This is a genomic window from Candidatus Dormiibacterota bacterium, assembly GCA_035532835.1.
GTDB lineage: Bacteria > Vulcanimicrobiota > Vulcanimicrobiia > Vulcanimicrobiales > Vulcanimicrobiaceae > DAHUXY01.
Genome location: DATKQG010000029.1, coordinates 1 through 25,350, shown reverse-complemented (window position 1 = coordinate 25,350; position 25,350 = coordinate 1). Strand labels below are relative to the sequence as shown.

At 62.1% G+C, this 25,350-nt stretch carries 23 protein-coding genes; 19 read left to right on the top strand and 4 right to left on the bottom strand.

Annotated elements, in window-relative coordinates; genetic code table 11:
- Nucleotides 1-144: 144 nt before the first annotated feature.
- The 13 genes from atpC to VMW12_03955 all read left to right on the top strand — a co-directional run bounded on the left by atpC (nucleotide 145) and on the right by VMW12_03955 (nucleotide 11,222).
- Complete coding sequence (atpC, locus tag VMW12_04015) at nucleotides 145-561, top strand: ATP synthase F1 subunit epsilon (GenBank protein HUZ48894.1); 417 nt, start codon at nucleotides 145-147, stop codon at nucleotides 559-561.
- A gap of 91 nt (nucleotides 562-652) precedes the next feature.
- Complete coding sequence (gene murA / locus VMW12_04010) at nucleotides 653-2,008, top strand: UDP-N-acetylglucosamine 1-carboxyvinyltransferase (GenBank protein HUZ48893.1); 1,356 nt, start codon at nucleotides 653-655, stop codon at nucleotides 2,006-2,008.
- Between the two features lie 47 nt (nucleotides 2,009-2,055).
- Nucleotides 2,056-3,036 carry a rod shape-determining protein gene (locus VMW12_04005; GenBank protein HUZ48892.1) on the top strand — a complete coding sequence of 327 codons (981 nt, stop codon included), beginning with the start codon at nucleotides 2,056-2,058 and terminating at the stop codon, nucleotides 3,034-3,036.
- A gap of 1 nt (nucleotide 3,037) precedes the next feature.
- Nucleotides 3,038-3,700, top strand: coding sequence for an L-threonylcarbamoyladenylate synthase (locus tag VMW12_04000; GenBank protein HUZ48891.1), 663 nt, complete (start codon nucleotides 3,038-3,040; stop codon nucleotides 3,698-3,700).
- Nucleotides 3,697-4,404, top strand: coding sequence for an LPS export ABC transporter periplasmic protein LptC (gene lptC / locus VMW12_03995; GenBank protein ID HUZ48890.1), 708 nt, complete (start codon nucleotides 3,697-3,699; stop codon nucleotides 4,402-4,404). Before VMW12_04000 ends, lptC begins: the two co-directional genes overlap by 4 nt.
- A 5-nt stretch (nucleotides 4,405-4,409) precedes the next feature.
- On the top strand, nucleotides 4,410-5,708 hold the full coding sequence (locus tag VMW12_03990) for a replication-associated recombination protein A (protein ID HUZ48889.1): 1,299 nt from the start codon (nucleotides 4,410-4,412) through the stop codon (nucleotides 5,706-5,708).
- 105 nt (nucleotides 5,709-5,813) lie between these two features.
- A complete protein-coding gene (locus tag VMW12_03985) occupies nucleotides 5,814-6,974 on the top strand; it encodes an aminotransferase class V-fold PLP-dependent enzyme (GenBank protein HUZ48888.1) in 1,161 nt (386 codons plus the stop codon).
- Nucleotides 6,975-7,049: 75 nt separating this feature from the next.
- Nucleotides 7,050-7,445 carry a DUF948 domain-containing protein gene (locus VMW12_03980; GenBank protein HUZ48887.1) on the top strand — a complete coding sequence of 132 codons (396 nt, stop codon included), beginning with the start codon at nucleotides 7,050-7,052 and terminating at the stop codon, nucleotides 7,443-7,445.
- 19 nt (nucleotides 7,446-7,464) lie between these two features.
- The gene (locus tag VMW12_03975) at nucleotides 7,465-7,806 is read left to right on the top strand and encodes a hypothetical protein (GenBank protein ID HUZ48886.1); all 342 of its coding nucleotides are present in this window, start codon (nucleotides 7,465-7,467) and stop codon (nucleotides 7,804-7,806) included.
- 9 nt (nucleotides 7,807-7,815) lie between these two features.
- Nucleotides 7,816-8,157, top strand: a complete 342-nt coding sequence (locus VMW12_03970) for an STAS domain-containing protein (GenBank protein ID HUZ48885.1) — start codon at nucleotides 7,816-7,818, stop codon at nucleotides 8,155-8,157.
- Nucleotides 8,154-8,582, top strand: coding sequence for an ATP-binding protein (locus VMW12_03965; protein ID HUZ48884.1), 429 nt, complete (start codon nucleotides 8,154-8,156; stop codon nucleotides 8,580-8,582). The genes VMW12_03970 and VMW12_03965 overlap by 4 nt, the downstream gene beginning before the upstream one ends.
- A gap of 1 nt (nucleotide 8,583) precedes the next feature.
- Nucleotides 8,584-9,390 (top strand): SigB/SigF/SigG family RNA polymerase sigma factor, encoded by an 807-nt coding sequence (locus VMW12_03960; protein HUZ48883.1) that lies wholly within the window; start codon nucleotides 8,584-8,586, stop codon nucleotides 9,388-9,390.
- A 233-nt stretch (nucleotides 9,391-9,623) separates the two neighbouring features.
- Complete coding sequence (locus VMW12_03955; GenBank protein ID HUZ48882.1) at nucleotides 9,624-11,222, top strand: peptide ABC transporter substrate-binding protein; 1,599 nt, start codon at nucleotides 9,624-9,626, stop codon at nucleotides 11,220-11,222.
- Here VMW12_03955 and VMW12_03950 read toward each other — a convergent pair.
- Together VMW12_03950 and VMW12_03945 are read right to left on the bottom strand one after the other, a co-directional pair.
- Complete coding sequence (locus tag VMW12_03950; protein ID HUZ48881.1) at nucleotides 11,167-14,244, bottom strand: AAA family ATPase; 3,078 nt, start codon at nucleotides 14,242-14,244, stop codon at nucleotides 11,167-11,169. The genes VMW12_03955 and VMW12_03950 overlap by 56 nt on opposite strands.
- Nucleotides 14,245-14,381: 137 nt before the next feature.
- Nucleotides 14,382-14,654 carry a hypothetical protein gene (locus VMW12_03945; GenBank protein HUZ48880.1) on the bottom strand — a complete coding sequence of 91 codons (273 nt, stop codon included), beginning with the start codon at nucleotides 14,652-14,654 and terminating at the stop codon, nucleotides 14,382-14,384.
- A gap of 46 nt (nucleotides 14,655-14,700) precedes the next feature.
- Between VMW12_03945 and VMW12_03940 the strand changes: the two genes are divergently transcribed.
- The 6 genes from VMW12_03940 (at nucleotide 14,701) to VMW12_03915 (ending at nucleotide 23,716) form a co-directional block, all read left to right on the top strand.
- Nucleotides 14,701-15,495, top strand: coding sequence for a hypothetical protein (locus VMW12_03940; GenBank protein ID HUZ48879.1), 795 nt, complete (start codon nucleotides 14,701-14,703; stop codon nucleotides 15,493-15,495).
- Nucleotides 15,496-15,499: 4 nt separating this feature from the next.
- Nucleotides 15,500-17,335: a hypothetical protein gene (locus VMW12_03935; protein HUZ48878.1), complete on the top strand. Its 1,836-nt coding sequence runs from the start codon at nucleotides 15,500-15,502 to the stop codon at nucleotides 17,333-17,335.
- Nucleotides 17,336-17,451: 116 nt separating this feature from the next.
- A complete protein-coding gene (alaS, locus tag VMW12_03930; protein HUZ48877.1) occupies nucleotides 17,452-20,061 on the top strand; it encodes an alanine--tRNA ligase in 2,610 nt (869 codons plus the stop codon).
- Nucleotides 20,058-20,750, top strand: coding sequence for a hypothetical protein (locus tag VMW12_03925; GenBank protein ID HUZ48876.1), 693 nt, complete (start codon nucleotides 20,058-20,060; stop codon nucleotides 20,748-20,750). Before alaS ends, VMW12_03925 begins: the two co-directional genes overlap by 4 nt.
- Before the next feature lie 7 nt (nucleotides 20,751-20,757).
- Nucleotides 20,758-21,930 carry a hypothetical protein gene (locus VMW12_03920; GenBank protein ID HUZ48875.1) on the top strand — a complete coding sequence of 391 codons (1,173 nt, stop codon included), beginning with the start codon at nucleotides 20,758-20,760 and terminating at the stop codon, nucleotides 21,928-21,930.
- Between the two features lie 394 nt (nucleotides 21,931-22,324).
- The gene (locus tag VMW12_03915) at nucleotides 22,325-23,716 is read left to right on the top strand and encodes a Fic family protein (protein HUZ48874.1); all 1,392 of its coding nucleotides are present in this window, start codon (nucleotides 22,325-22,327) and stop codon (nucleotides 23,714-23,716) included.
- Nucleotides 23,717-23,976: 260 nt separating this feature from the next.
- Here VMW12_03915 and VMW12_03910 read toward each other — a convergent pair whose 3' ends face one another.
- Nucleotides 23,977-24,384, bottom strand: a complete 408-nt coding sequence (locus VMW12_03910; GenBank protein ID HUZ48873.1) for a hypothetical protein — start codon at nucleotides 24,382-24,384, stop codon at nucleotides 23,977-23,979.
- A 19-nt stretch (nucleotides 24,385-24,403) separates the two neighbouring features.
- On the bottom strand, nucleotides 24,404-25,350 hold a 947-nt coding region (locus VMW12_03905), incomplete at its 5' end, for a hypothetical protein (GenBank protein HUZ48872.1).

Here is a 25,350-nt window from a genome sequence, read left to right as displayed (position 1 = left end):
GTCAAGCTCTCGGACACGATCGCATCGTTCAAGGAGATCCTGGACGGCAAGGTCGACAATCTCCCGGAGCAGGCGTTCTTCTACAAGGGTGGGATCGACGAAGTCAAAGCCGCCGCCGAGAAGCTCGGCGCGACGGTCTAGCCGATGGCAAGCACCGTCCCTTTCAAGCTCATCACGCCGACGAAGGTGGTCTTCGAAGGCGACGCCGATCTGATTATCGCGACCACGACGGAAGGCGAGGAGGGCATCCTGCCCCAACATGCGCCGTTCCTGGCCGCGCTCAAACCGGGCGTCCTGCGTGCCAACGTGCGCCGCGACGGCGCGACCGCGCGATTGGAGCTTGCCACCGCCGAGGGCTTCATGCAGGCGCTACCCGACCGCGTGACCGTCCTCGTCGACGAGGCGTTCGCCTTTGAGGACGTCGACGTTGCCAAGGCGCAGCAAGAGCTCGCTCAGGCCCAGGAGCGCCAGAAGGCCGCGCCGGATCTCGCGACCGCGCTGCGCGACCAGGCCGCCATCGATATGGCGAGCGCGAAGCTACGCCTCACGGGGCACCACTAAGACAAGCTGCGCGAGCGCCCGCTTCGTTCGATCCGAAAACGCCCTCAAGCGGGGCGTTTTCGCGCAATTGGCGAAACCTACCACTTCAATAATGCTCGATCGATTAGAGACGACGCTACGGGTTCGCGGTGGCGCTAGGCTAGAGGGTTCGATTGCAACGCATGGCGCAAAAAACGCCGCGTTGCCGATCATGGCTGCCGCATTGCTAGCCCGTGGAACCGTGACGCTCCATCGCGTACCGCGCATTACCGACGTCTCGGTCATGTGGTCGCTGTTGGAGGCGCTCGGCGCGCGCCTGCGGTACGAAGGCGATAACACCGTCACCATCGACGCCAGCAACGTGGATTCGTATCGCGCGCCCTACGCGCTCGTTCGCAAACTCGCGGCGTCGTTCGATATCGTCGGGCCGTTGCTCGGACGTTTCGGCCGCGCCGAAGTCCCGCTTCCAGGCGGATGCGTCCTCGGCACGCGCGCAACCGACATGCACGAGCAGGCATTCGTCGCGCTCGGCTGCGAGGTGCGCAACGCGCACGGCTACCTGATCGCGGAGAGCACGCGCAAGCGTTTGCAGGGAGCGCCGATCGAGTTTCGCATGCCCAGCGTCGGCGCGACGAAGAACGCGATGTTGGCGGCCGTCACGGCCGAAGGCGTTACGACGATTCGCAACGTTGCGATGGAACCCGAAGTCATCGATCTCGGCGAATTCCTCAACGCGATGGGCGCGAAGATCGCCGGGCTCGGAACCGACATCCTGGTGATCGACGGCGTCACCGAATTACACGGCGGCGAATACACGATCATTCCCGATCGCATCGTTACCGGAACGCTGCTGCTCTCCGGCGCGATCACGCGCGGAGACGTAACGGTTACCGGCTGTCGCCCCGATCACGTCGAGTCGTTTCTTGCGAAGCTGCAAGAGTGTGGCGTCGACGTGACGTTCGGCGAGGATTGGATTCGCGTCGACGGTTCGACGATCTCGGGCGGCACCGAAATTCTTACCGCCCCGTATCCCGCGTTTCCGACCGATCTCCAACCGCAGATGGTCTCGTTTCTGTGCACGGCGCCGGGCACGAGCGTCGTTGAGGAGTCGATCTTCAACGCGCGCTTTTCGTACGCCAACGAATTGTTGCGTATGGGGGCCGACGTGCGCGTCTCGATGGAAAGCAATACCGCCGTTATCAAGGGCGTGGCGCAGCTTTCCGGCGCGCCGGTCGAGGCACCGGATATTCGGGCCGGCGCCGCGCTCGTTATCGCCGGCCTCGCTGCAATCGGCGAGACCGAGATCATCGGCCTGGAGTATATCGACCGCGGCTACGAGCGGCTGGAAGAATTGCTCTCGGATTTAGGCGCGCAGGTTCAGCGCAGCAGCGGCGTAACGCCGCTGGTCGAACCGGCCGGCCTATTGGAAACGCGCGAGTATCCGCGCGTCAGCTCCGCCGCGAGCTGAGCCACAACCTACGTACGCTTCACTCATCAACACCACGGGAGTTCGTCTTGGACATCGGTATCGATCTTGGCACAGCCAACGTGCTCGTGCACGTCAAAGGTAAGGGCATCGTTCTTCGCGAGCCATCGGTGGTCGCGAAAGATATGAATACCGGTCGCGTTCTCGCCGTCGGCGAGGAAGCGCGTCTCATGCTGGGTAAGACGCCCGCGCACATTCAAGCGATTCGGCCGCTTCGCGACGGCGTGATCGCCGATTTCGAAGTTACCGAAGCGATGCTCTCGTACTTCATCAAGAAAGTGATGAAGGATCGCTCGTGGTGGTCTGCGCTGTTAAAGCCCAAGCCGAACGTCGTCATTTGCGTTCCGGCCGAAATCACCAGCGTGGAAGAACGCGCCGTGAAAGATGCGGCCAAGCTCGCCGGCGCGCGCACCGTCGAGATCGTCGAAGAACCGATGGCCGCGGCGATCGGCGCGGGCCTCCCGATCGACGATCCCTCCGGTAGCATGGTCGTCGACATCGGCGGCGGTACGACCGACGTGGCCGTGATCTCGCTCGGCGGCATCGTCGTTTCGCAATCGATTCGCGTCGCGGGCAACAAACTCGACGAAGCGATCGTGCGCTACATTCGCCGCGTCTACAACTTGCAGATCGGCGAACGCACGGCCGAAGAGATTAAAATCAAAGTCGGCTCCGCCTACAAGCTGGAGCAAGAGTTGGCGATGGAGATTCGCGGACGCGATCTCATCAACGGCTTGCCGAAGACCGTCAAAATCACCAGCGAAGAGATTCGCGAAGCGCTCTCCGAGCCCGTCGGTTCGATCGTCGAAGCGGTCAAAGCCGTGCTCGAGAAAACGCCGCCGGAACTTGCCGCCGACATCATCGATCGCGGCGTGATCCTCACCGGGGGCGGAGCGCTCTTACGCGGGCTGGATAGGCTCTTGTCGGAAGTGACCGGCGTGCCTGCGATCGTTGCCGACGATCCGCTCTCGTGCGTCGCGCTGGGCACCGGCATGCGCTTGCACGTCTAACGTGCAGATCGAAGCGGTACTCGATGCGCGTTCCGAGCGCATCGAGGAGGTCGTTGAAGAAGCCGCGCGCGTCATCATGCGCGGCGGAACGGTCATCTTTCCGAACGACACCAGTTACGGCATCGGCTGCGACCCGTACCGTTCGGATGCGATCGATCGTATTTACGGCGCCAAGGGACGCCCCGACCACAAACCGCTCACCCTCCACGTAGCGACGCCGGTGGAATTTTTGGAATTCGCGCGCGAGAATCCGCTGGCCATTCTCGCGGCCAAGCGTCTATTGCCCGGGCCGGTCACGCTGATCGTGAAGAAGCCGTCGTTTATCAGTAACGAGCTGACCGCGGGATTGGCGACCATCGGCTTCCGCGTGCCGGACGAGCCGATCGCGCAGGCCATTCTCGACCGGTGCGGCCCCCTGGCGGTCTCGAGCGCCAACCCGAGCGGGGGCAGCCCGTATCGCGGAAGCGATGCGCAACCGACGCTGCCGGCGGCGGATCTTCTGATCGAGAACGGGCCGACCCGCTACGATCTCGAATCCTCCATCGTCGATCTCACCGGACCGGTCGCGCGGCTTTTGCGCGAGGGTGCCGTTTCGATCGAACGGCTCTCGGAACTGTTAGGCCCGGTCGAACGTCATACGGTAAAGGTGCGCTCGCAATCATGATTCGCTCGTTCGTCGCCCTCGTCGCAGCCGTGTCCCTGGGCACCGCGCTCGCCATTGCGGCGCCCAAGCCGACGCCGGGCCCGATCGCCACGCCGGGCGGTACGGCCTTTACGGTCGGCGTTTGGACCGTGCATACCACATCGGCCGATATGAACTTTCATAGCGGCGATTTTAGCGCGCCCAACAAGCTGGTGATGACGCGCGTCGGGGGCGATATTTCCGCCGACCGCGCGAGCGGAAACTTCAAATCGAAGGTTGCGACGCTCTACGGCCACGTCGTCATGCACGACGTGAACGGAAGCTTCAACGGCGTTGCGAGCGCGCCGTCCTCGAGTTCGGGCGGGCCCGCGACGCTTACCGCCGACAAGGTCAATATCAACAGGAAAATCTACACGGCGACCGGCAGCGTCCACTACGTGCAGAACGACACCGTGGTCGATGCGGATAAGGGTACGTTGAATGACGACACGCACGATCTATTTCTCGAAGGCCACGTCCACATCGTGCAAGGCGCTCGCAGCATGGAAGCCTCGCATGTGAAATACAACACGCTCTCCGGCGACGCGCATGCGGAAGGCGACGTAACGATGCAGTTCCCGAGCGCCGTGCATCCGTCGATCGCAACGCCGCGTCCGATTCACATTCCGAACCCGCTCGAGAAAAAGCCCAAAGCTCCCGCACCGGCGGCGACCGCGTCGCCATAACGGCGATGGACACCTCACTCTTCGACCCCGGGCCACAGGCGATGCCGCTTGCCGCGCGAATGCGCCCGCGTTCGCTCGACGAGTACGTCGGGCAGACGGATATCGTTGGGGAAGGGCGCGCGTTGCGGCGCGCGATCGAGAGCGATCGCGTTCCTTCGATGATCCTGTGGGGCCCGCCCGGAACCGGCAAGACGACGCTGGCCGAAATCGTCGCGCGAACCACGGGCGCGCATTTTGAAAAACTTTCGGCGGTGAGCGCCGGCGTCGCCGACCTGCGCCGCGTCGTGGCCGAAGCGCAGACGCGCCGGCGCGTGGGGCGTCTCACGGTGTTGTTCATCGACGAAATTCACCGCTTCAATAAAGGGCAGCAGGACGCCGTCTTGCCGTACGTTGAGGACGGCACGATCGTCTTGATCGGCGCGACCACGGAGAACCCGTCGTTCGAGGTGAATTCGGCGCTGCTCTCCCGCGCTCGCGTCTTCGTCCTGCAGCAACTGCTCGATGAGGACATCGCGGTCTTGGTCGATCGCGCGCTCCGCGACCGCGAACGCGGGATCGCCGATCTGCACGTCCGCCTGGAGGACGACGCGCGCGCGTCGCTCATCGGTTATGCGAACGGCGACGCTCGCACCGCGCTCAACGCGTTGGAATTTGCGGCGCACGCCGCGCCGGAGGAGCACGGGGAGCGCGTCGTCACCAAAGCGATGGTGCAGGAGGCGATGCAGCGGCGCGGTTCGACGTACGACAAGGGCGGCGAAGCGCACTACGACGTGATCAGCGCATTCATCAAAAGCATTCGCGCGAGCGATCCGGACGCGGCCATCTATTGGCTCGCGCGAATGATCGATGGCGGCGAGGATGCGTTGTTCATCGCGCGGCGTCTCGTGATTCTCGCGTCGGAGGACGTGGGGCTGGCGGATTCGCGCGGCATACAGGTGGCGATCGCGGCGCAACAAGCCGTGCATTTCGTCGGTATGCCCGAGGGTTTTTATCCGCTCGCGCATGCCACGCTTTTTCTCGCCACCGCGCCGAAAAGCAATAGCGTCGGCCGAGCGTATTCGGGAGCGATGGGCGACGTGCGCGAAACGCGCAACGATCCGGTTCCACTCCACCTTCGCAACGCGCCGACCAACCTCATGAAGCAACTGGGGTACGGTGCGGGATACCACTACGCGCACGACGATTACGACGTGACGCAAGCCAATCTACCGGAGAATCTACGCGATCGCGCGTACTATCAGCCGGGCGAACGCGGTGCGGAATCGCGCATCGCCGAGTGGCTTAAAAAAAGGCGGCCCGAGTAAAACTCGAACCGCCGTCCCGTTGCTACTTCTCGGAGTTCTGTGCAATGGAGCTTCGCACGAGTGTTATAGTAGCGACGTACGCTTGGAAAAATCTGTGAACGTTCGATGACTCAGGACCGTATTTATCTCGATTACGCCGCTACCACACCCGTGCGGGCCGAAGTGCTCGACGCGATGTTGCCGTATTTTAGCGACGTGGGCCACAACCCGAGTTCGCTGCATCGCGAAGGCCGCCGCGCTCGCGCGGCCCTCGACGATGCTCGCGACCGGGTCGCGGCGAGCTTGGGGGCTTCGCGCCGCGAAATCGTCTTCACCGGGAGCGGCTCCGAGGCGGACAATCAGGCGATCTTCGGCGCCGCCCGCGCGAACCGCGAGCGCGGCACGCACCTGCTCTCGACCGCCATCGAGCACCACGCCGTGTTGCATGCCCTGGATGCCTTAGCCGACGAGGGCTTTGCGCCGGAACTGCTTGCGGTCGACGGCGACGGGCAGATCGACCCCGCGGCCTTCGCCGCCGCGCTCACCCCGCGGACCAGCCTCGCCAGCGTGATGTATGCCAATAACGAGATCGGGGCCGTGGCGCCGATAAGGGCGCTTGCGCGGCTCGCGCGAGAGCGGGGGACGATCTTTCATACCGACGCGGTGCAAGCCGCCGGCTGGTTACCCATCGACGTTCGCGAGTTGGAAGTCGACCTGCTCTCGCTCTCGGCGCATAAATTTCACGGCCCCAAGGGTGTGGGCGTGCTCTACGTGCGCGACGGGGTGGCACTCCCGGCCTTGGTGCACGGGGGCGGGCAAGAGGGTGGCCGGCGCTCCGGCACCGAGAACGTTGCGGGCATCGTGGGCCTGGCGCGCGCGCTGGAGCTGGCGGTGAGCGAACGCGAAGAGAAAGCCGCCAGGGTAGGCGCCTTGCGGGACCGCCTTGAAGGCGGCATTCTCGCAGCGATTCCTGACGCACGCATCAACGGAGCGGGCGGGCAACGCCTCCCCAACAGCGCGAACGTCTCTTTTGCCGACGTCGATTCCGAACCGCTGCTGATGGCGTTGGACATGGCCGGCATCGCGGTCTCGGCGGGAAGTGCTTGCACGTCCGGCGCGCTCGAGCCGAGCCACGTGATCGCGGCGCTGCGGGCCGGCGAACGGTGGCAGCGAGGCGTGATCCGCTTTTCGCTGGGGGCGGGTACAACCTCCGAACAGATCGAGCGCGTGGTGGCCGCATTGCCCCGGATCATCGCCCAATTGCGAAGCGCTGCCTCCCTTGCATGATTTGATGCGTTGGAGGGAATAGCATAGGGGGCCGGAAGGCGCGCCTTCTACCGAGAGAAAGGTTGAGTCGTCGCGATGGATTGGAGTATCGTGCTGGACGTCGGCGTTGGGGTCGGCGTTTTATTGATGGGGGTCGGCATTTTCGTCGCTATGCTCTCGCTGTCCAAGACGCTTGGCCGCGTCAACCTGACGCTTGATGAAGTCGATCGCCAGATGGCCGGGATCGGCAAGCCGATCGGCGATGCGCTCGAGCACGTCGGCGGCATCGCCGATACTGCGGATCGCACCTTAGCGCGCCTTACCGGCGTGGTAGGCTCGCTGGAGGGCGTGGCTTCCTCGCTATCCCAGACGGCCCAGCTGGCCAAAGACGCGCTATCGCCGGCGATCGTCAATGTCGGAGCGACGATTACCGGGGTGAGTGCAGGTTTGCGACGGCTTGTTTCGGGCAAAAGATCATCACACGAATCCTAGTCTAGGGAGTACGAACACGATGGATAACGAGCATCGCGGCGGGAGCGGTTTTTTCGCCGGATTTCTCATCGGCGGTATCATCGGCGGAGCGGTTGCGCTTTTGCTGACCCAGGAAGATACGCGCGACCTTCTGGTGGGGAAGGCTCGTGAGGCGACCAATATCGCCGCGGACGCGACCGGGGACCTGCGCAGCAAAGTTACCGACGTAACGACGCAATTTCAGTCCAATGCGTCGGATCTGTACGAGCGCGGACGCCAAGTCGTGGAGAACGCGCGCACCAATTTCAATGCAGCCGTCGACGATGGCGTCACCGCGGCCGATCATCTGCGCGACGAATTGCAACACAAGGCCGAGGGATAGGAGCACCCGTTGGATATCAAAGTCAACGTTCGCGAAGCCGACGACTGTAGCGTCGTGGAGCTCAGCGGCGAGATCGACGTCTATACCTCGCCAAAAGTCAAAGATGCCATCGGCGATCTTATCGATCGCGGCGTCTATCATTTGGTTATCAATCTCGAGAACGTGCGGTATATCGATTCCACCGGTTTGGGCGTCTTGATCGGTGGGCTCAAGCGCGTGCGCGAGCACGGCGGGTCGGTGAACCTCGTCTGCACGAACCCGCAAATCAAGAAGATCTTCGACATTACCGGGCTGGTCAAGATTTTCGGAATCTTCGAAAGCGAAGACGCCGCAATGAAGGCACTGGTGTGAACCAGCCAATTTCGGAGGAGACGTACAGCAACATCGTCGAGCTGCGCATTCCGTCCAGAGCGGAATGGGTAGCGCTCGCGCGCCTCGCCGTCGCGACCGTTGCTAGCCGCCTGCATTTCTCAATCGACGAAATCGAAGACGTGAAATTAGCGGTTGCCGAAGCCTGCACCAACGCGATTCAACACGCGCAGGGCAGCCCGTTCATCGACATTCGCTGCGAGACGCTACCCGAAGGCTTGCGCATCAACGTGCGCGACTTCGGGCAGGGTACGCGGCCCGAACATATCGTATCGAGAAATTTGGAGGAAGCGCGCGTGGGCGGCCTCGGCGTGTTCCTGATTCGTTCGCTCATGGACGAGGTATCGTACGACGTCCACGCCGAGAGCGGGACGGATCTTTCCATGTTCAAGAGACGTCCGGGCTAAAGTGACCGACCGAGAAACCGACGTTCGCTCCGAGCGAGAACGGACGCGCTCCCTTTTCGCGGACTTTGCCCGGGTTCGGGCGCGGCGCGAAGAACAGGTCGAGGAGCACGACGCCGAATTCGAGCTGCTGCGCAACGATTTGGTCGTGGCCCATCTCAATCTCGTGCGCTTTCTCGCGCTCAAGTTCGCCAATCGCGGCGAACCGCTGGACGATTTGATCCAAGTCGGGACCGTCGGCCTGCTCAAGGCTATCGATCGCTTCGATCTGGACCGCGGCGTCGAATTCACGACGTACGCCACGCCCACGATCGTGGGCGAAATCAAACGCTATTTTCGCGATAAAGGCTGGGCCGTCAAGGTGCCTCGCCGTTTGCAAGAGCTGAACCTCTCGGTGAATCGCGCGAGCGAGAAGCTCGCGATGTCTTTGGGACGCAGCCCGACCGTAGCCGAACTCGCGCATCATCTCGATGCCAGCGAAGAAGAGATTCTCGAAGCGCAAGAACTAGGGCAGGCCTACAATCTTCTCTCGCTCGATAGTGAAGTCTCCGGCGAGGGCGATCGCAAAGGGCAGACGCTGGCGGATACCGTCGGCGAGAACGACGCATCGCTGACGTTGCTGGAGGATCGCGCCAACCTCGAACAGGCGTTTGCGATCCTGAGCGGGCGCGAGCGCGTGATCATCTACCTGCGCTTCTACGAATCGGTCTCGCAGACCGAGATCGCCAAGCGTCTCAACGTCTCCCAGATGCACGTCTCGCGCTTGCAGGCTAAAGCACTGGACAAACTGCGCGGCATCCTCGAGGAGTAATGCCCGGCTAGGGATCGGGCCGGCCGGGCGGCGACGGTTTAGGTAACGGATCGTGTAGAAGCCGCCAGAGCGCGGCTGCGTCGTTTACGGCTTGGATTTCCAGGCTTTGCGCATCCGTCACGCGCGCGCAGAGCTCACCCGTAGGCGTCCGAAAGAACTTTAGGACGAAGACGGAAGCACGGCTTTCCATTGCAGCAAATGTACCAAGCGATCCTCAACGAATCGTCAAACCGGTGAATCGATGGTTTGAACGTGTCCGGCGCATCTCCATAGCTGCGGCAATAACGCTCGCGCTCTCTAGTTGTGGGGCCACGGTGCCCGGCACGGATACCGCCCGCGTCGCGATTCGCGGGCCCTTGACGACGCTCGACCCCCTCCTGGTCTTCACGTATGAGGCGAACTCGGTCGATGAAGCGATCTTCGACGGGCTGGTAAAAATCGACCCTCGCGGCGATGTGCTCCCGGATCTCGCTAGCACGGTGCCCTCGGTTCGGAACGGCGGGATCAGCCCCGACGGACGCACCATTACCTACCATCTTCGGCGCGGAGTGCGCTGGCAAGACGGGGCGCCGTTCACATCGGCCGACGTTGCTTTTACGTTCGATTTGCTGCGCGATCCGCATATCGACGGGCCGAACCGGGCGATATACGGGCTCGTATCTTCGCTGCAGACTCCCGATCGCTATACCGTGCGGGTGCATCTCCGGCGCCCTTACGCGGCTGCGGTAGCGCGGTTATTCTGCATCGGCGAGAACGGCGCGATCGTACCTAAGCATCTGCTGCAGCATTCGCGCGATATCAATCGCGACGATTTCAACGTGCATCCAATCGGGACGGGGCCGTACGAACTCGTGTCATGGGCTCGCGGCTCCCGTGTAGACCTGAAAGCGAACCCAGCTTACTTTGAGGGCAGCCCGCACATCAAGCACCTGGAACTCCTCGAGGTGCCGGACGATAGTACGCTATTGAGTCTGTTGCGAACGCATGAAATCGACGTCGCGACCATTCCCCCTTCGCTCATCCCGGCCGTGCGCCACGATAGCACCGTCCGCATCCTCACGGCCCCGACCAGAGCCGCCATCTATCTGGCCTTCAACCTCATACGCTCCCCGCTCGACGATCGCCGGATTCGTACGGCTTTGGCGCTTGGCTTAGACCGGCACCGGATCGCGCACGTCGTGTCGCTGGGGACGGCGCGTGCTGCCGACTCGTTGATTTCGCCGATGAGCTGGGCCTACACGTCCGAGAACGCCGCACCCGCGTACGATGTTGCGCGCGCGAACGAGCTACTGGACGCAGCAGGCTGGCGCCGCGGATCTGGCGGGATGCGAAGCAAGAACGGGCAAACGCTCGCGATCGGGCTCGTAACCGTTCAATCTTCGGCGATGCGGGCTACGGCGCTGTTGATTCAAGACGCGTGGCGAAACTTGGGTGCGAGCGTCTCCGTCCGCTTCGTCTCCGGCAATATGCTGTACGGCGACGGGCTGCTTTCAAAAGGACGCTACGATGTAGCCCTGCTCGGACAAGGGTTTGACGCCGACCCCGACCTCACCGAGTTCATCACCGGTCGCTATGTGCCGCCGCTCGGGGACAACTTCGCGCGCTACCGAGATGCCGATATCGATCGTTGGTCGGATGCGGCGTTGCGAACGAGTAGCAGACCCGTACGCACCGTTGTTTACGGCCGTATCATCCGGCGCCTGAATCGGGATATTCCTTACATCCCGATTGCGTGGCAGAGCACGATCTATGCCGTCGATACGCGTTTGCGCGGATTTAAGCCGGAGACGCTGAACTCGGATTTTTGGAATGTTGCGAACTGGCGAATGTAAGGCGCAACGAACGAAACATGCGTGCGTTTTCTCGCAATTCCGCTTCGAACGCCGTCATGCCGAGTTCGGCGGCGGCATCGGCAAGGTTCGCGAGCGCAAGGTCCACATCCATCGGCATACGCTGCGCTTGCAGCGTTAGCGCATAGAAGGCTTTGCGCAAAAGAAGCGGGGCGTCCTCGTGCCTCAAACGAACGGCGATACGCGCATGCGCGGATTCGGCCGTGAGGCTCATGCCGACCAAACCCGGCGGCGAAGGCTCTGCCGGCAGCGTCTTGGCCAGCGTGTAGGCCCGCTGCGCGTCGCCGGGCTGGTCGCGCCCCAGCAGAGCCTCTATAGCGTAGAGTTCGGCGGTTCCACTTCGATTGTGCGCCCTACCGGCCGGGTTTGCGAGCAAGTCCTCCGCCGCAGCAAGCGCGACATTCCACGCGCGTTCTGCGAGTGCGAGCGTGGCTCGTTGCGCTTCATGGAGGAAGCGTAGAAGGGAAATGTTGAGTCCAATGAGTTCGGGCATGCGGATCCGCGTCTGCGTTGCGTTGAGAATGCCGGAGACGATCTGCAACTCGCTCTGCGCGTCTTGCCAACGTTCCATGAGATACCACAAGCTCGCGCGCCTGATGCGCACGATAGCCTCGCTACGCGGGGCGGCTTGGCGCGCAAGCTCCAGCATCGGTTCCGCAAGGGCCGTCGCTTCTCCGTGACCGTGCCAGATGCATAGGACGGTCATGAGCCGCTCCATTGCCGGCATGATCCAGCGCGCGCTCGTCGCGCGCCGTGCGGCCAGCAGCGCCTTGCGCGCCGATTCTACCGCCTCTTCACCGTTACCGCAGAACTGCCGGCATATCGAGTGCCGAATGAATGCGAGCGCTCGAAGGTGGTCGTCCTCGAGCGCATTTGCAAGCTCTAAGGCCTCGCGAATATCGCCGAGAGCGTGCTCGGGCGGCGAAGTCTCCATGGTGACCGTCGCGCGCCGTATCAGCGCGCGGCAGATGAGCGCCCCGTCGTGGACCTCGCGCGCATAAGACACGCGCTCGTTCGCGTGCCTGAACGATTCACCGGGCATGGCGGCTTCTTCGCATGCACGGGTCGCGATCTCGTGCAAATCGCAGAGGAGACGATTGGTTGCATCGGTCGGCGTAAGTTGCTGCAATGCCTCCGCTCCGGCATTCACCCAGTCAAGGGCATCGCGCCATGCGCTCATTTCCATGACGGAGTACGCGGCTTGAGCGAAGGATTGCGCGGCCTCCAGGAGACGGCCGCTAGCGCGAAGATGCCGCGCTCGGCGTACTTGGGATTCGCGATGCTCGTCGCCGGCGAAGAGTTCTGCGAAGGCGCGATGCAGGCGCACGCGTCGCCCGCTATTGAGGGTCCGGGCCGCGGCTTCGCAGATGAGATCGTGCCGAAAGCGGAATTCCGCTCCTTGATGGGGCTGCTCGATCAGGTCGAGCCCCAGGAGATCGTCGATCGCATCGAGCGTTGGGCTTTCGCCCAATCCGCACACGGCGATGAGATGTTCGGATGTGGCGCTCGGTTCGAGCGCCAACGCGCATGCAACGATGGCGGGTGCGTCGCCCTTAGCAAACAAGCGCTCCTCGATAAAGGCGCGAATCGATGGCGGCGTTTGGATGCTTTCGCTCAAAGTTGTGCTGGGCGACCAGAGCCCGCGTTCGCGTTGTAACGCTCCGGACTGGACGAGCGATTCGAGCAGTTTGGCCGCAAAAAAAGGATGGCCGCCCGAACGCTGGTAGAGGAATTCCGATACCATCGCAACGTGTTCGGGCGCCACGCGGCCGAGCGCCGCGCGTACGTCGTCGTGCGTAAGCGGCTCGAGCACGATGCGCTGATGAGAGGGAAATCGAGCCGTGCGGCCGCGCGGGCCGTCCGGACGCATCGCGACGATCAGTAGTGACGTGCTTCGTACGGCGCGCTGCGCCAATATCCCGAGCACCTCGAGTGCATCGCCACTGAGATAGTGGGCGTCGTCCACGAAAAACGCAGCCGGACCGAGCCGTTCTTCGAGCGCCAGAGCCAACGCGGTTGCATCACCACCGGATGCGGCGAAATCGGAGAACGACGCTCCGGTCCCGTGTTCGTAGACGGACGCCCAAGGGCCGAATGCGCGTGCATCATCGGGAATCGCTGCAACCACGATCGTTCGTATCGATGCGTCGTTTGCCGCGCGTTCGGCTTGGCGAAGCAACTCGGTTTTTCCGCTTCCCGCGGCACCCTGCAACACGACGATCGCGCCCGCACCGGTGCCGACGCGGCGAAACGCGGCGACCATCGCGGCGAGTTCGCGCACGCGTCCGGCAAACGACATCGTGAGTTCGATCGGGTCGTGCGAGGTAGCGCGGATACCCGCGAATCGCGCCTCGAACTCCGCGGATGGTACGGCGTTGATGCCGGCGAGCGTATCGCGATAGCGGCGGATGGTCGCCGCGGCTGCCGAGAGATGGCCCGCCACCACCTCCGCCGCGATGACCAACGCGTAGGGAGCTTCCTCGAAGCTCCCGCGATCCATGAGGCGACGCGCGCTCGGAATGTCGGATTCCAAGAGCACCGCATGATCTAGCAGGCGTTCGTAGGTGGAGGCCGCATGTTCGCGCTGCGCGACGCTCCATTCGCCGTAATCGCCTTCGAGAAAATCTCCGCGATAGAGGCCCAGCGTCGTCAACGCTCCGGCGGAAGCGTCGCTAGCGAGCGATTCGAAGGTGCGAATATCTACTTCGATTTCGGGCAACCAGGAGATGCGCGTCTTATTCGCCGTGATGACCGTTTCGGGGTCGATGCCCGCATCGCGGATGCACCTCCGGATGGACCAGAGCGCCGTATTGAGGCTCGATCGCCCCCGCTCCGGTTCGCACTCGGGCCAGAACAGCTCGATGATGCGCTCGCGCGCGTGATCCGCGCCACGATGCCACGCGATGTAGGCGAGCAAGGCGCGGGCCTTCTGCGTGGGAGGCGATGAAAGCTCGCGGCCATCAAGCGCGAGGGCAAAAGCACCGAGCGTCCGCAGCGACCACACGCGTGGAGTTTTCCCCGTTTCGCCTCGGCCCACCCCTCCCTGGAAGCATTTGACGATTCGTTGAGAGCGCTCCGCTACATTGTCCTTGGGATACGCCCGCAGTTGCTGGAAAGGATCATCTTTTTTATGAATATCCGTCATATCGCGTTGCTTTGTGCGCTCGCGCTAGCCTCGTGCTCGGGAGGCGGCGGCGTCGGTTCGCCTGCGTCCACGAATCCGATAACGCCGGCCGCGAACCTTGTGAACACGAGTTTCGTGTTCGTGATGTCGAACGCGTCCTCGTCATCCGCCGCCTCTTCGAGGCCGGTCTCGCCGAAGTATGTAACGGCAAATATCAAATCCGTAGCGATCGTGCTCAACACCGTCAACGGCGCAACGCCTCCGTCGGGGTTGGTTACGAGCGTTACCACGAATATAACCCCGGCTTCATGTCCTTGCACGGTGCCCGGGCCTTCCGTGCCGCCTGGACTCGACAATTTCTCGCTGACGACCTTCGATAATACTGCGGGCTCCGGCAACGTGATTTCAACGGCATCTCCGACGTACACGATCGCCACCGGAGCCGCGAATTCGAATACGGTGACGCTCGACGGCGTTCCGGCATCGTTTGCGATTACGGGGGTCCCCACGGGTACGGCTGGAACCGCTTTCGGTGCGGCAACAAACTTTACGGTTACCGTAAAAGACGCCGATGGGTCCACGATTCTCGGCACCTATGCGAACCCGGTAGCACTTGCCGATAGCGATGCGAGCGGTGCGACCACGGTAGCGACGGCCGGGAGCGATAGGCCGCCGGCGGGAACGCTCGTCAGCTCGAGCGATACCGCTTCGCTGAATTACACGGGCCTGGCGATCGCTCCGGCGACGCTCACCGCTAGCGCAACCGGCGCGACCAACGGTACGGCAACATTTACGCCGGCGCTCTCCGCGATTGTCTACTCCGGGCCGCTCGTGAGCAGCTTGCCGGAGATCGATCTTTACGCGACCAGCGGCACCGGTTCGAGCGCGACCTTTACGGCGAGCGAAGTCGGTTGGACCAATGCTCCATACAATAAAGCCATCACCGCAACCGAAGCGGCCGGTTGCAGCAGCATCGCGACCACGTCACCCGCAAGCGGAACGTCCTTCACGACAACCGTCGCAACAACGCCGGCAGCCGGAAGCTGTGCGCTTACGCTTACGGATTTCACGAGCGGGCAATCAAAAAACGTAACCCTGACGTACACCTCAACCGGCTTCGGAGTTCAGTAACATCATGGATCGCAGACACATGCGTCAATTAGCCATCGTTACATTGCTCTCGCTCTTTGGCGCAGGTGTCGCCGGCTGTGCGGGAGGCGGGTCCAAGGGCGCGCTCCCCGCGCTCGCCACGCACACCGGTGTGCCGAACGCATCCGGGGCCCTGGCAACCTTGCGGATCACCATTCCGAAGAAAAGCGGTGCCCGTCCGCAATACGTCTCGCCCGCAACCACCCAAATGGCCATCAATATCCAACAAGGCGGCTCTTCGATCACCGGATACCCACAGACCGTCGGTCTAACGCCGACCTCGACCGGATGTTCGAGCACGCTCACAAGCACGCTCTGCCAATTGAGCATCGCCCTCGCGCCGGGCTCGTACACCACGACGCTCACGCTGGAAGACGCGAGCGCGAACGTGCTCTCCTCGGCTCAAACGATTCCGTTTACCGTCGTTGCGGGGACGAATAACACCATCAACCTTACGCTCTCGGGAGTACCGCATTCGATTGCCGTAACGGGTTCGTACGCGATCCGCGGCTCGGCCGGTACGGGCTTCACGTTCTACGGTGCGGCGCCGCAGAAGATTTTCGCCACTGCTGTGGATGCCGACGGAAACTACATCATCGGCCCGGGTTCTCCGACGTTCAGCGCTTCGGTAGTTTCGGGGAGCGGGTACAGTGCTACGGCGCCCGCGGCCACGACGCCCAATGCGATCCCGATCACACCACCGGGCACCAACGGCTCGACGGCCATCCTCGCCGTCACCGCTGCGTATAGCGATGCCACTTGCTCGCAAGCGGGCGCCGTCTGTACGACCACATTCGCGGTCAAGAACGACATTCAAACGCTCTACGTTCTGAACGCCGGCGGCCCGGACGTTACCGGATACAAACTCCCGGTCACCACCGGCGTATCGCCAAGCATCGCGGCCTTTAACGGCGGTAAGTTTGCCTACGGATGGACGCTGGGGCTCAATCCCTCCGGGGACGTGTTCGTTGCCGACCCGAGCGTTGGCGGACACCCCGCCGGCACCAGTGCGGTCTATGAGTATTCGCCGGCCGGATCGTTCATCACGTCGATCCCGAGCACGTCGGGTCTCAATAAGCCCTGGTCGCTTGCATTCGATGCGAACGGCACGCTCTACGTTGGCGATTTGGCTGCATCGGACGTCGCGATCTTTCCCTCACCGTATACGACGACGACCCCGGTTCTACTGACGCGTTCCACCAGCGGCAGCGCGATCGTCGACGTCGAGCAAGTACTCTTTGACGGGAGCGGTAATCTTTGGGTGGGGACGTACGGCCCAGTCTATGAGTACAAACCGCCGTTCGCCGCTGCGAACAATGCGAACTTGTACGCACCGACTGTAAATGCGGCCGGACCGGAATCGCTCGTATTCGATCCATTGAACAACCTGTATGCCGCGTTCGCTAGTAACACGACGGTCGTGCGGAAGCTTCTCGCTCCGGGATATTTCTCGTCTTCGGATATTTTCTCTGCCGGAAGCCCGGGGACGTATCCGAACGCGCTCGCAACCGATGCTGCCGGCGATGTCTTTATGGCCGCTTGCAACTATTGCGGCGGAGTCGGCGGCGCCGATTACATCAACGAGTACTCCGCCTCAGGGACGCTCCTCGCTTCGTTTACGACCGGCGTGAGTTTTCCGCAGAACTTGGCAATCGACGGGGCCGGAAACCTCTACGTCGCGAACTGCCCAACCTGCGTCCTTAGTACGGGCACCGGTAGCATTACCGTCTATTCGCCTCCGTTCACCAACGCGAGCGTTCCGGTGGCAACGCTCAACGACGCTACGATCGCAGGCCCGGACTCCATGGCTATTACCCCATAATTCGGTCGGGAGCGAATGCCGATAAGAGGGTGCGCCGTATGGCGCGCCCTCTTTAAATAACGGATCGGTTGTAGGAACCCGGCGGCGTTCTCTGCTACAATCCAGCGTTGACGACTATGAAAAGCCAAGATTTACGCCAGGCCTGGATCGACTTCTTTACGGCCAAGGGGCACAAGCATCTGCCTTCGGCCAGCCTGATCCCCGATGCCATGTCCACCACGCTGTTTACCATCGCCGGGATGGAGCAGTTCGTGCCGGTCTTCTTAGGCGACGAGCCCGCTCCCGCGCCGCGCGCGGTGACCGTGCAGCGTTGCCTGCGGGTGGCCGGTGCCAAGAGCGATATCGAGAACGTCGGCCGGACCGGCCGCCACGGTACGTTCCTGGATATGCTGGGCAATTTCAGCTTCGGCGATTATTACAAGCGCGAAGCGATCGCCTGGGCCTGGGAGTTCGTCACCAAGGTGCTGCGCCTCGATCCGGCGCGGCTCTACGTTACCGTGCACACCACCGACGATGAAGCCGAGCAGATCTGGCGCACCGAAGTGGGCTTGGACCCGGCACGCATCACGCGCTTTGACGAAGACAATTTCTGGACGATGGGCCCGACCGGCCCCTGCGGCCCATGCACCGAGATTTTCTACGATTCCGGCGCAGCGTACGCGAGCGGCCCCGACGACACGGGGCCGAACTTGGGCAACCGATACGTCGAGATTTGGAACGTCGTCTTTCAGCAGTACAACCGCTCCTCCGACGGTAAGCTCTCGGAGTTGCCGCGTAAGTCCATCGATACGGGCGCGGGATTAGAGCGGATGCTGGCGGCGTGCAACGGGCAGGCCTCGATGTACGAGACCGATCTCTTCACCGATCTCATCGTGGCCCAACCGCCCGTCGGGCAGACGTCCCTTGCCGCGGCCGAGCAGCGCGTGCGGCAGAATATCATTGCCGACCATGCGCGCGCGGTAACGTTCCTCATCAACGACGGCGTCTATCCGTCCAATACCGATCGCGGCTACGTGCTGCGCTTCCTGATCCGCCGCGCGATTCGGAACGGTCGGCTGCTCGGCTATCCCAACGGTTTTCTCACGGAGCTGGTTCCCGCAGTCGTGCAATCGTTGGCGCCGGGCTACCCAGAGCTGCGCGGCAACGTCACGCGCATCCAGCAAGCGCTGCGCACCGAGGAACAGACCTTCGATCGCACGCTCGAGCGCGGCATGGCGATGCTCGATCGATTGATCGCCGATGCCAACGAAGATCGCAAGCGTCTCATCTCCGGCGAAGATGCGTTCGTGCTGCATGACACGTTCGGCTTCCCGATCGAGCTGACGCGCGAAATCGCCGGCGACGGCGGCGTCGCGGTCGATACCGCGGCGTTCGAAAAAGCGATGCGCGAACAACGCGATCGCGCGCGCAAAGACGCGGCCTCGAAGCGTTCGGTCGTCGCCATCGCGGAAGTTCCGGCGATCAAAACGGCGTTCGCCGGGTACGAAGGATTGGAGAGCGATGGGAATATCGTCGCGATTCTCCGGGAAGACAAGCCCGTGCAGGCGCTCGCCGTAGGCGAACGCGGCGTTATCGTGCTCGATCGCACGTCGTTTTACGCCGAACGCGGTGGCCAAATCGGCGACCGCGGACGCATTACCTTCGACGGCGCCGTTTTCGAGGTTACCGACACGCAGTATTTGGGCGAAGCGGTCGCGCACCACGGCGTCGTCAAAGGCGGAGAATTCAACGTCGGAGAGCGAGTCCAAACGGCGGTCTTTGAATGGTGGCGCGAAGAGATTCGGCGCCATCACACCTCGGCCCACCTCTTGCAGCGGGCGCTGCGCGACGTGCTTGGCGACGATGTGGTTCAAGCCGGGTCGTGGGTGGGCATCGATCGCATGCGCTTCGATTTTCGTTGGCCGGCCGGATCGCTCTCGCGCGAGCAACGGCACGCCGTCGCGCGGCGCGTCAACGAGATGATTCGCGACGACGCCTCGCTGGTGACGCGCGAATTGCCGATCGAAGAAGCGAAAACCACCGGCGCCATCTGGATGCACGGCGAGAAGTACGGCGAGAAGGTACGCGTCGTTCAAGCCGGCCCGTCGGTCGAGTTCTGCGGCGGCACGCACTCGCACTCAACCGGAGAGCTCGGATTCTTTCTCATTCTGAGCGAATCGTCGATCGGCAGCGGCGTGCGTCGCATCGAATCGTGCGTTTCGCGCGCTTCCGAAGCCTACGTCGAACATCAACAATCGTTGGTCGGCGATCTGGCGGCGTCCCTCGCATCGACGCCGGACGACCTGGGCGATCGCGTCAACCATCTCCAGCGCGAAATCAAAGATTTGCAGACGGCGGTCGGCCAGCTCAAGGCACGCCTGGCGTCTGCCGACGCCCAAACGTATCTCGAAAGTGCGGAACGTAACGGCGACCGATCCTTTGTCGGCGCGGTCGTTCGCGAAGCCAACGGTGAGGCGCTGCGTCATCTCTCAAATGCGATTCGGACGCGGATGCCCAGCGGCGTCATCGCACTCGTCGGCATCGACAACGGCACCGTAAGCGTCATGGTGACCGCGAGCGACGATCAGGTTAAAGCGGGCGCGCATGCGGGGAACCTGGTGAAGCTCGTGGCGCCGCTCATCGATGGAAAAGGCGGCGGACAGGCGGCGCAGGCGCAGGGCGGCGGCAAGAACCCCGACGGAGCCGAGGCCGCCGTGCGCGCCATTCGAGAGGCCGTCTTCGCATGATGCGGGTAGCCGCTGCGATCCTGTTGGCCCTGTTCGCGCTGGGAGCGGCACCTCTACCGTTCGATTCGCAAATGGTGCTACAGCGCTACGAGTTGGAAATGGCCGATCTCAAAACGCCGAAAGCGATGATTTTCTCCTATGTCGTTTCGCAGGCGGGCCCGACCAATATCGAACAGCGCCACACGATCTATCGCAGCGGGCTCAAAGTGCGCGACGAAACGCTCTCGGTCGACGGCGTCGGCCTCAAGCGCAAAATCGTCCACATATCGCAACGCGTCGACCGCTACGCGCTCGTGCGCCTCGCTCCCCGCGTCAGCACCTACGATTTTCTCTTCTTGCGCACCGTGCGTAACGGCAAGCATTTCGATTACGAATTCGAGACCTCGCCGATCATTCACGGTGCGAGCGGCTTCGTCGTGGATCGCATCATCATCGACGGCGAGCGGTATCTCCCGCGGGTGATTCGTTTCCATACGGTCGGGGCGTCCGCAAGCGCCAGCGGCCAGATTGCGTACGGGCCGGCCGGTGGATATTGGGTGCCCACGAGCATCGCCGTCTCCGGATCGGTAAACGGCAAGCCCGCGCGCGAACGGATCGCGTGGGGCGCGTACCGGTTTCCGCCCAGCCTACCGGCGGCCACGTTTCGGCTTGCGCAGCCGATCGCGCCCGTAGCGCTGCCGACGTTCTAAACGCTGCATGAAACGCGTCAAGCCGTCGCTCGCCATCGGCGTCGTCGCTTTTCTGGTTACACTGATCGTCGCGCACGGGCGAAACACGCCCTACAACAACTACGTCCTGCTCGCGCAAGCCTTTCTCCACGGACACGTCTGGATCGATTGGCCCGGCGCCTATATCGATGCGCTCGCCTACAACGGCGCCCACTACGTCATCGAGGCACCGTTGCCGGCCCTGCTCCTATTGCCGTTCGTGGCCGTCTTCGGCGCGGCCACGAACCAAACGCTGCTGGCCTGCGCGCTCGCCGCGATCGCGATCGGCGCAACCTACGAGTTAGGAGAACGCTGGGGCGTACCTCGCGCGCGCAATCTCTGGATCTGCGCGTTCTTGTTGGCCGGGACCGACGTGCTGTGGTGCGCGATGCTCGGCGACGTATGGTTTATCGCCCACGTGAGCGCGGTCTGCTTTACGATGCTCGCCTTGTGCGAACTCGCCGGTAAAAAACGTGGCTGGCTCGTCGCGCTCTGGGCCGTCTGCGCGCTCGGATCGCGCTTCACGTTCGTGCTGGCATTACCCATCTACGCCTATTTGCTGGCGACCGACGGTGACGGACTCTTCGCGCTTTCGGCTCGCGCGCGCTCGGCGCTGCTGACCTTCGGCGCTGCGCTCGTGCCGTTCGCGGCGTTATTCGTATGGTACAACTACGCGCGCTGGGGAACGTGGAGCGATATCGGCTACACCGCATGGTATCACCAAGATCAGGCCGGCATGCCGACCGGGTCACCGTTCCGCTTGCTGTACTTTCCCTATGAGCTCGCGTCGTTTTTTGTCCAGGCTCCCACCGTACTGCCGGTCTTTCCATGGCTACGCCCGGAACTGGGCGGCGTCGCGCTCACGTGGACGAGCCCCGCATTACTTCTCGCATTTTTTGCGCGCAAGCCGCTGCGCTGGGTTGCGGCGCTTTGGGTCCTCGTCGTACTATGCGCGGCACCGAACTTCGTGTACTACGTCAACGGCTTCGCGCAATTCGGCATGCGTCACGCATTGGATTTCGAACCGTTTCTCGTAGCGCTCATGCTCCTCGTCGCGCGCGAACGCATCCCGCGCTGGGGCTACGCGCTGATCGCCTATTCGTGCGCCGCCGGCCTCTGGGGCTGCTGGTATTGGAACGCTTTCATCCGCCCAACGAATTAACGCGCGACGAAGTGATTCGGGGCTCCAGAGCGAGCCTAGCCACGCCCGGCGATGTACTGCGCGGTCTGGGACGATAAGCCAACCCCTGGGTTGTAGGACGAGTAGCGAGCAATTTCCCTTTTAGTTCCTATGCTGCTAGCTCGTTTAGGCGGGTAGACGTCTTCGACGTCGAGGATTAGAAGCGCGCTGAATGGGTATTTCCTCCCACTCGCTCCCCTTCTGAGTTCGCTCGTGAATTTTACGACTTTGCGGTGTACGAACCGAATTTGCAGGTCATCACTTCAGTCAACAGCCAAGACGTTTAACCAGACGAGAGCCTCGCACGAAGTCCAGCATAGGTGGATACATTGCAGGGCGTGACATGTAGGAACAGGAGCCGTGAATGGACGTGTCCTTGCCAGATTACATCGAAATCGAAGGTACTCCTTATTGCGTCACCGCGCAATTTGCTGAGCAAGCGAGTCTGATAGCGGCTCGAGTGCGAGATCTCCGAGCCAAGGGGGCGTTAGATGCAGAAGCCCTAAAGCAAATTTATAGATATTTTCGTATTAAAAACATCTACAATTCAAACGCGATAGAAGGCAATACTCTCGATGTTGGTGAGACGCGTTTGGTTGTTGAGCAAGGTTTAACGATTACGGGTAAGCCGCTGCGCGACCAAGCTGAGGCTAAGAATTTGTCTGCGGCTCTCGATTTGCTCGAAGACCTCGCGACATCGGATACGCGAGGGATCACGGAAAGCGATATCCGCCAGTTGCATATGCTCATACTCAAGAACATCAATGACGAAAATGCAGGAAGATATCGCACAGTCCCGGTTGAAATATCAGGGTCACAACACAGGCCACCAGATCCGATACGCATATCCCAGGAAATGGCGGCGTTTTCACAATGGCTAAATGTCGCGTCTCTACCTGGCGATCGCCTCCTTTCGGCGGACGGATTGATGTTTGCGCTGGTCGCTCACACGTGGTTTGTTACGATTCATCCATTCGTCGATGGCAATGGACGGTCCGCCAGGCTTCTTCTCAATTTAATTCTGATGCGATATGGATTCCCTATTGCAATAATTACGCGCGAAGATCGGCTTCGTTATTATGACGCGCTCGAAGAAGCTCAGTCGACAAGTTTGACCGCGTTCGGTGAACTAGTGCTCGAGTGTGAACAAGAAAGCATTGAAGAGTACGAGACGGCAGTCGCTGAGCAACAGCAACGGGGAGATTGGACGCGATTAGTTGCTGCCCGTTTCTCTGCGGATGAACTTGTCCGCACGGAAAATGGATACGAGGTTTGGAAGAGTGCCATGGAGCTCTTGAGGAGCTATTTTAGGCAAACGACAGAGATGATTAATAGGGCCGCGCCGTTGGGGCATGTCTATTTCAACGATTTTGGTATGCTCGAGTTTCAGAAATATCTTTCGTTGATGAAAGGTGAATCCGCAAAGCGCACCTGGCTTTTCCGGATTGATTTTGTGCAGGGAGCAATAAATGGAACACCCCGTAGTGCGCGTTATTTGTTTTTCTTTGGGTCGCCAAGCGTGCAACTCAGAGCGCGGCAATGTGGCGTGACAGTATTTGTCGCCAGGGAGGAGCCTGCTGGATCTTTCAACTACGCTAGGTTAGAGCAAATAAGCGCGCCAAATGTACCAGATCTTGTCGAGCTCGGATATGAGGCAAGAAACGAGGCCTTTGTCGTTCGCTATGGTTCCGGACAGATATCGGATGGCAAGCTAGAAGACATTGGCCGCACCTTCATCGAGCAAGTCATTGCTAAGCACTACTCTTAAGTTAGGAGCCTGCGCGGATGTGTCTGCAAATTATTCGGGTCGGCGATGCCCGGACTCTGGCTACGATTCCTAACGGCAATTAGGCTTCGACTCATCGCGCGCCAGAACGAACATGATGGACGGCCGTCGAAAGCACCTAACATTCGAACTAGGTTAGGGAATCCAATGTGGTGACTGACGCCCTGCGCCGGCCGGTGCTTCTGACTAAAAAGTGCGAGATACCCGCCGCCGACGCCCGAACCGAAAGTCCCGTCGATTCGTTATTGACCGTTTACGCGCATCGGAACGCCGCTGATGTTCGGGCGTTGCGGGCGCGCCGGCGGCTGCGGCGAGACCGGTGCTTCAACCGACGCGGGCCAATAGCGGAGCGCGAGCGAGTATGCGAGATAATCGTTATACGCATCGCAGTCGTTCTGGATGGTGAAGCAGCGTACGATCCACAGCGGGATCGTGATCAGGACACCGACGCCGCTAAGCAGCGCGAGCGTCATGAGAATGCCGCGCTTGTAGTCGCCGAAATAGTACGATTCGCCGCCGACCAGGCCAAGCAGGATGGTCAGCATCAGCGCAATCGTCGGGTCCTTGGCGTAGCGCTGGTATTCATACACGAACGTGGCCTGGGCTTCGGGACGTAATTCTCGGGCAAGCATCTGCGAGTACGGTGTCATGGTGATCCTCCGCCGTTCACTACGGCGGGACGGCTCCGGGTGTTTCGCTTGGGGCGAGCAAATCGTAGGCGTTGCGAAGATCGGCGGCGGATTGGATCGGAGCTCCGCATAGGGTCCCGACGCAGACGTATGCGGCCGGGCATGGGGAGGCGGGCACGCCCGCCTCGCGGGCACTCGCGGCGTCCAGGGTTCGCACGCTCACGAAGGGGGTTGGAAGGCGCCGCGCCGCTTCGCGGAAGTCACCCGTATCGGGCAGACGACCCGTCGCCTTGATGGTGACTTCGGGGGCAAGATAGCGTTGGAGCGCCCGGATATACGTTGACGCAAACGACCCGGCGGCCGCGAAGGTGCGAGCGTAGAGGGCCAGGGTTCGCTCCGCGGCGGCGCGGAAGCGCTGCTCTCCGGTCATCGCGGCTAAGCGCAGCATGGCTTCGGCAAAGAGGCCGTTATCCACGACGGGGCGGTCGGGCACGTCGAGCCGGCCGAGCGTCGCCTCGATGCCGGCGTGATCGTAGACGCCGCCGTCGGGCGCGCTGAAGCGTTCGACGATTCGGCCGGCGTGCGCGGCCGCGCGCTCGAGAAAGCGTGCCTCTCCGGTCGCTTCGTGCATGTCCAGGAGCGCGCGCACGTAGGCGACTTGGTCGCCCAGCAATCCGCGCACGCGCGGTGCCTCCCCGGGGGCCAGGACGTGATAGAGCAAGCCTTCGGGGTCGCTCATGCGTTCGTGCAAGGCATCGAGCGTGGCGGCGCCGTGCGCGGTGAGGGTGTCGTCGTCGAGCGCTAGTGCGGCCCATGCGAACGCTCCGGCAAGGCCCGCGTTCCAGTTGGTGTACGCTCGCCGGTCTACGAACGGTGCGGTACGTTTCCGGCGTTCGTCGATCGGCAGCGAGAAATACTCTTCGTCCGCGTCTTGGCTGCCGGCGAAGAGATGCGTCGACGGATCCAGCAGCACGGTTCGGACGTATC

What these genes read in the sequence shown, in the direction of transcription:
- atpC (HUZ48894.1), top strand. Translation starts at nt 145, where the DNA reads ATGGCAAGCACCGTCCCTTTCAAGCTCATCACGCCGACGAAGGTGGTC.
- VMW12_03920 (HUZ48875.1), top strand. Translation starts at nt 20,758, where the DNA reads ATGAAACGCGTCAAGCCGTCGCTCGCCATCGGCGTCGTCGCTTTTCTG.
- VMW12_03990 (HUZ48889.1), top strand. Translation starts at nt 4,410, where the DNA reads ATGGACACCTCACTCTTCGACCCCGGGCCACAGGCGATGCCGCTTGCC.
- VMW12_03910 (HUZ48873.1), bottom strand. Translation starts at nt 24,384, where the DNA reads ATGACACCGTACTCGCAGATGCTTGCCCGAGAATTACGTCCCGAAGCC.
- VMW12_03985 (HUZ48888.1), top strand. Translation starts at nt 5,814, where the DNA reads ATGACTCAGGACCGTATTTATCTCGATTACGCCGCTACCACACCCGTG.
- VMW12_03935 (HUZ48878.1), top strand. Translation starts at nt 15,500, where the DNA reads ATGGATCGCAGACACATGCGTCAATTAGCCATCGTTACATTGCTCTCG.
- murA (HUZ48893.1), top strand. Translation starts at nt 653, where the DNA reads ATGCTCGATCGATTAGAGACGACGCTACGGGTTCGCGGTGGCGCTAGG.
- VMW12_03925 (HUZ48876.1), top strand. Translation starts at nt 20,058, where the DNA reads ATGATGCGGGTAGCCGCTGCGATCCTGTTGGCCCTGTTCGCGCTGGGA.
- VMW12_03980 (HUZ48887.1), top strand. Translation starts at nt 7,050, where the DNA reads ATGGATTGGAGTATCGTGCTGGACGTCGGCGTTGGGGTCGGCGTTTTA.
- alaS (HUZ48877.1), top strand. Translation starts at nt 17,452, where the DNA reads ATGAAAAGCCAAGATTTACGCCAGGCCTGGATCGACTTCTTTACGGCC.
- VMW12_03975 (HUZ48886.1), top strand. Translation starts at nt 7,465, where the DNA reads ATGGATAACGAGCATCGCGGCGGGAGCGGTTTTTTCGCCGGATTTCTC.
- lptC (HUZ48890.1), top strand. Translation starts at nt 3,697, where the DNA reads ATGATTCGCTCGTTCGTCGCCCTCGTCGCAGCCGTGTCCCTGGGCACC.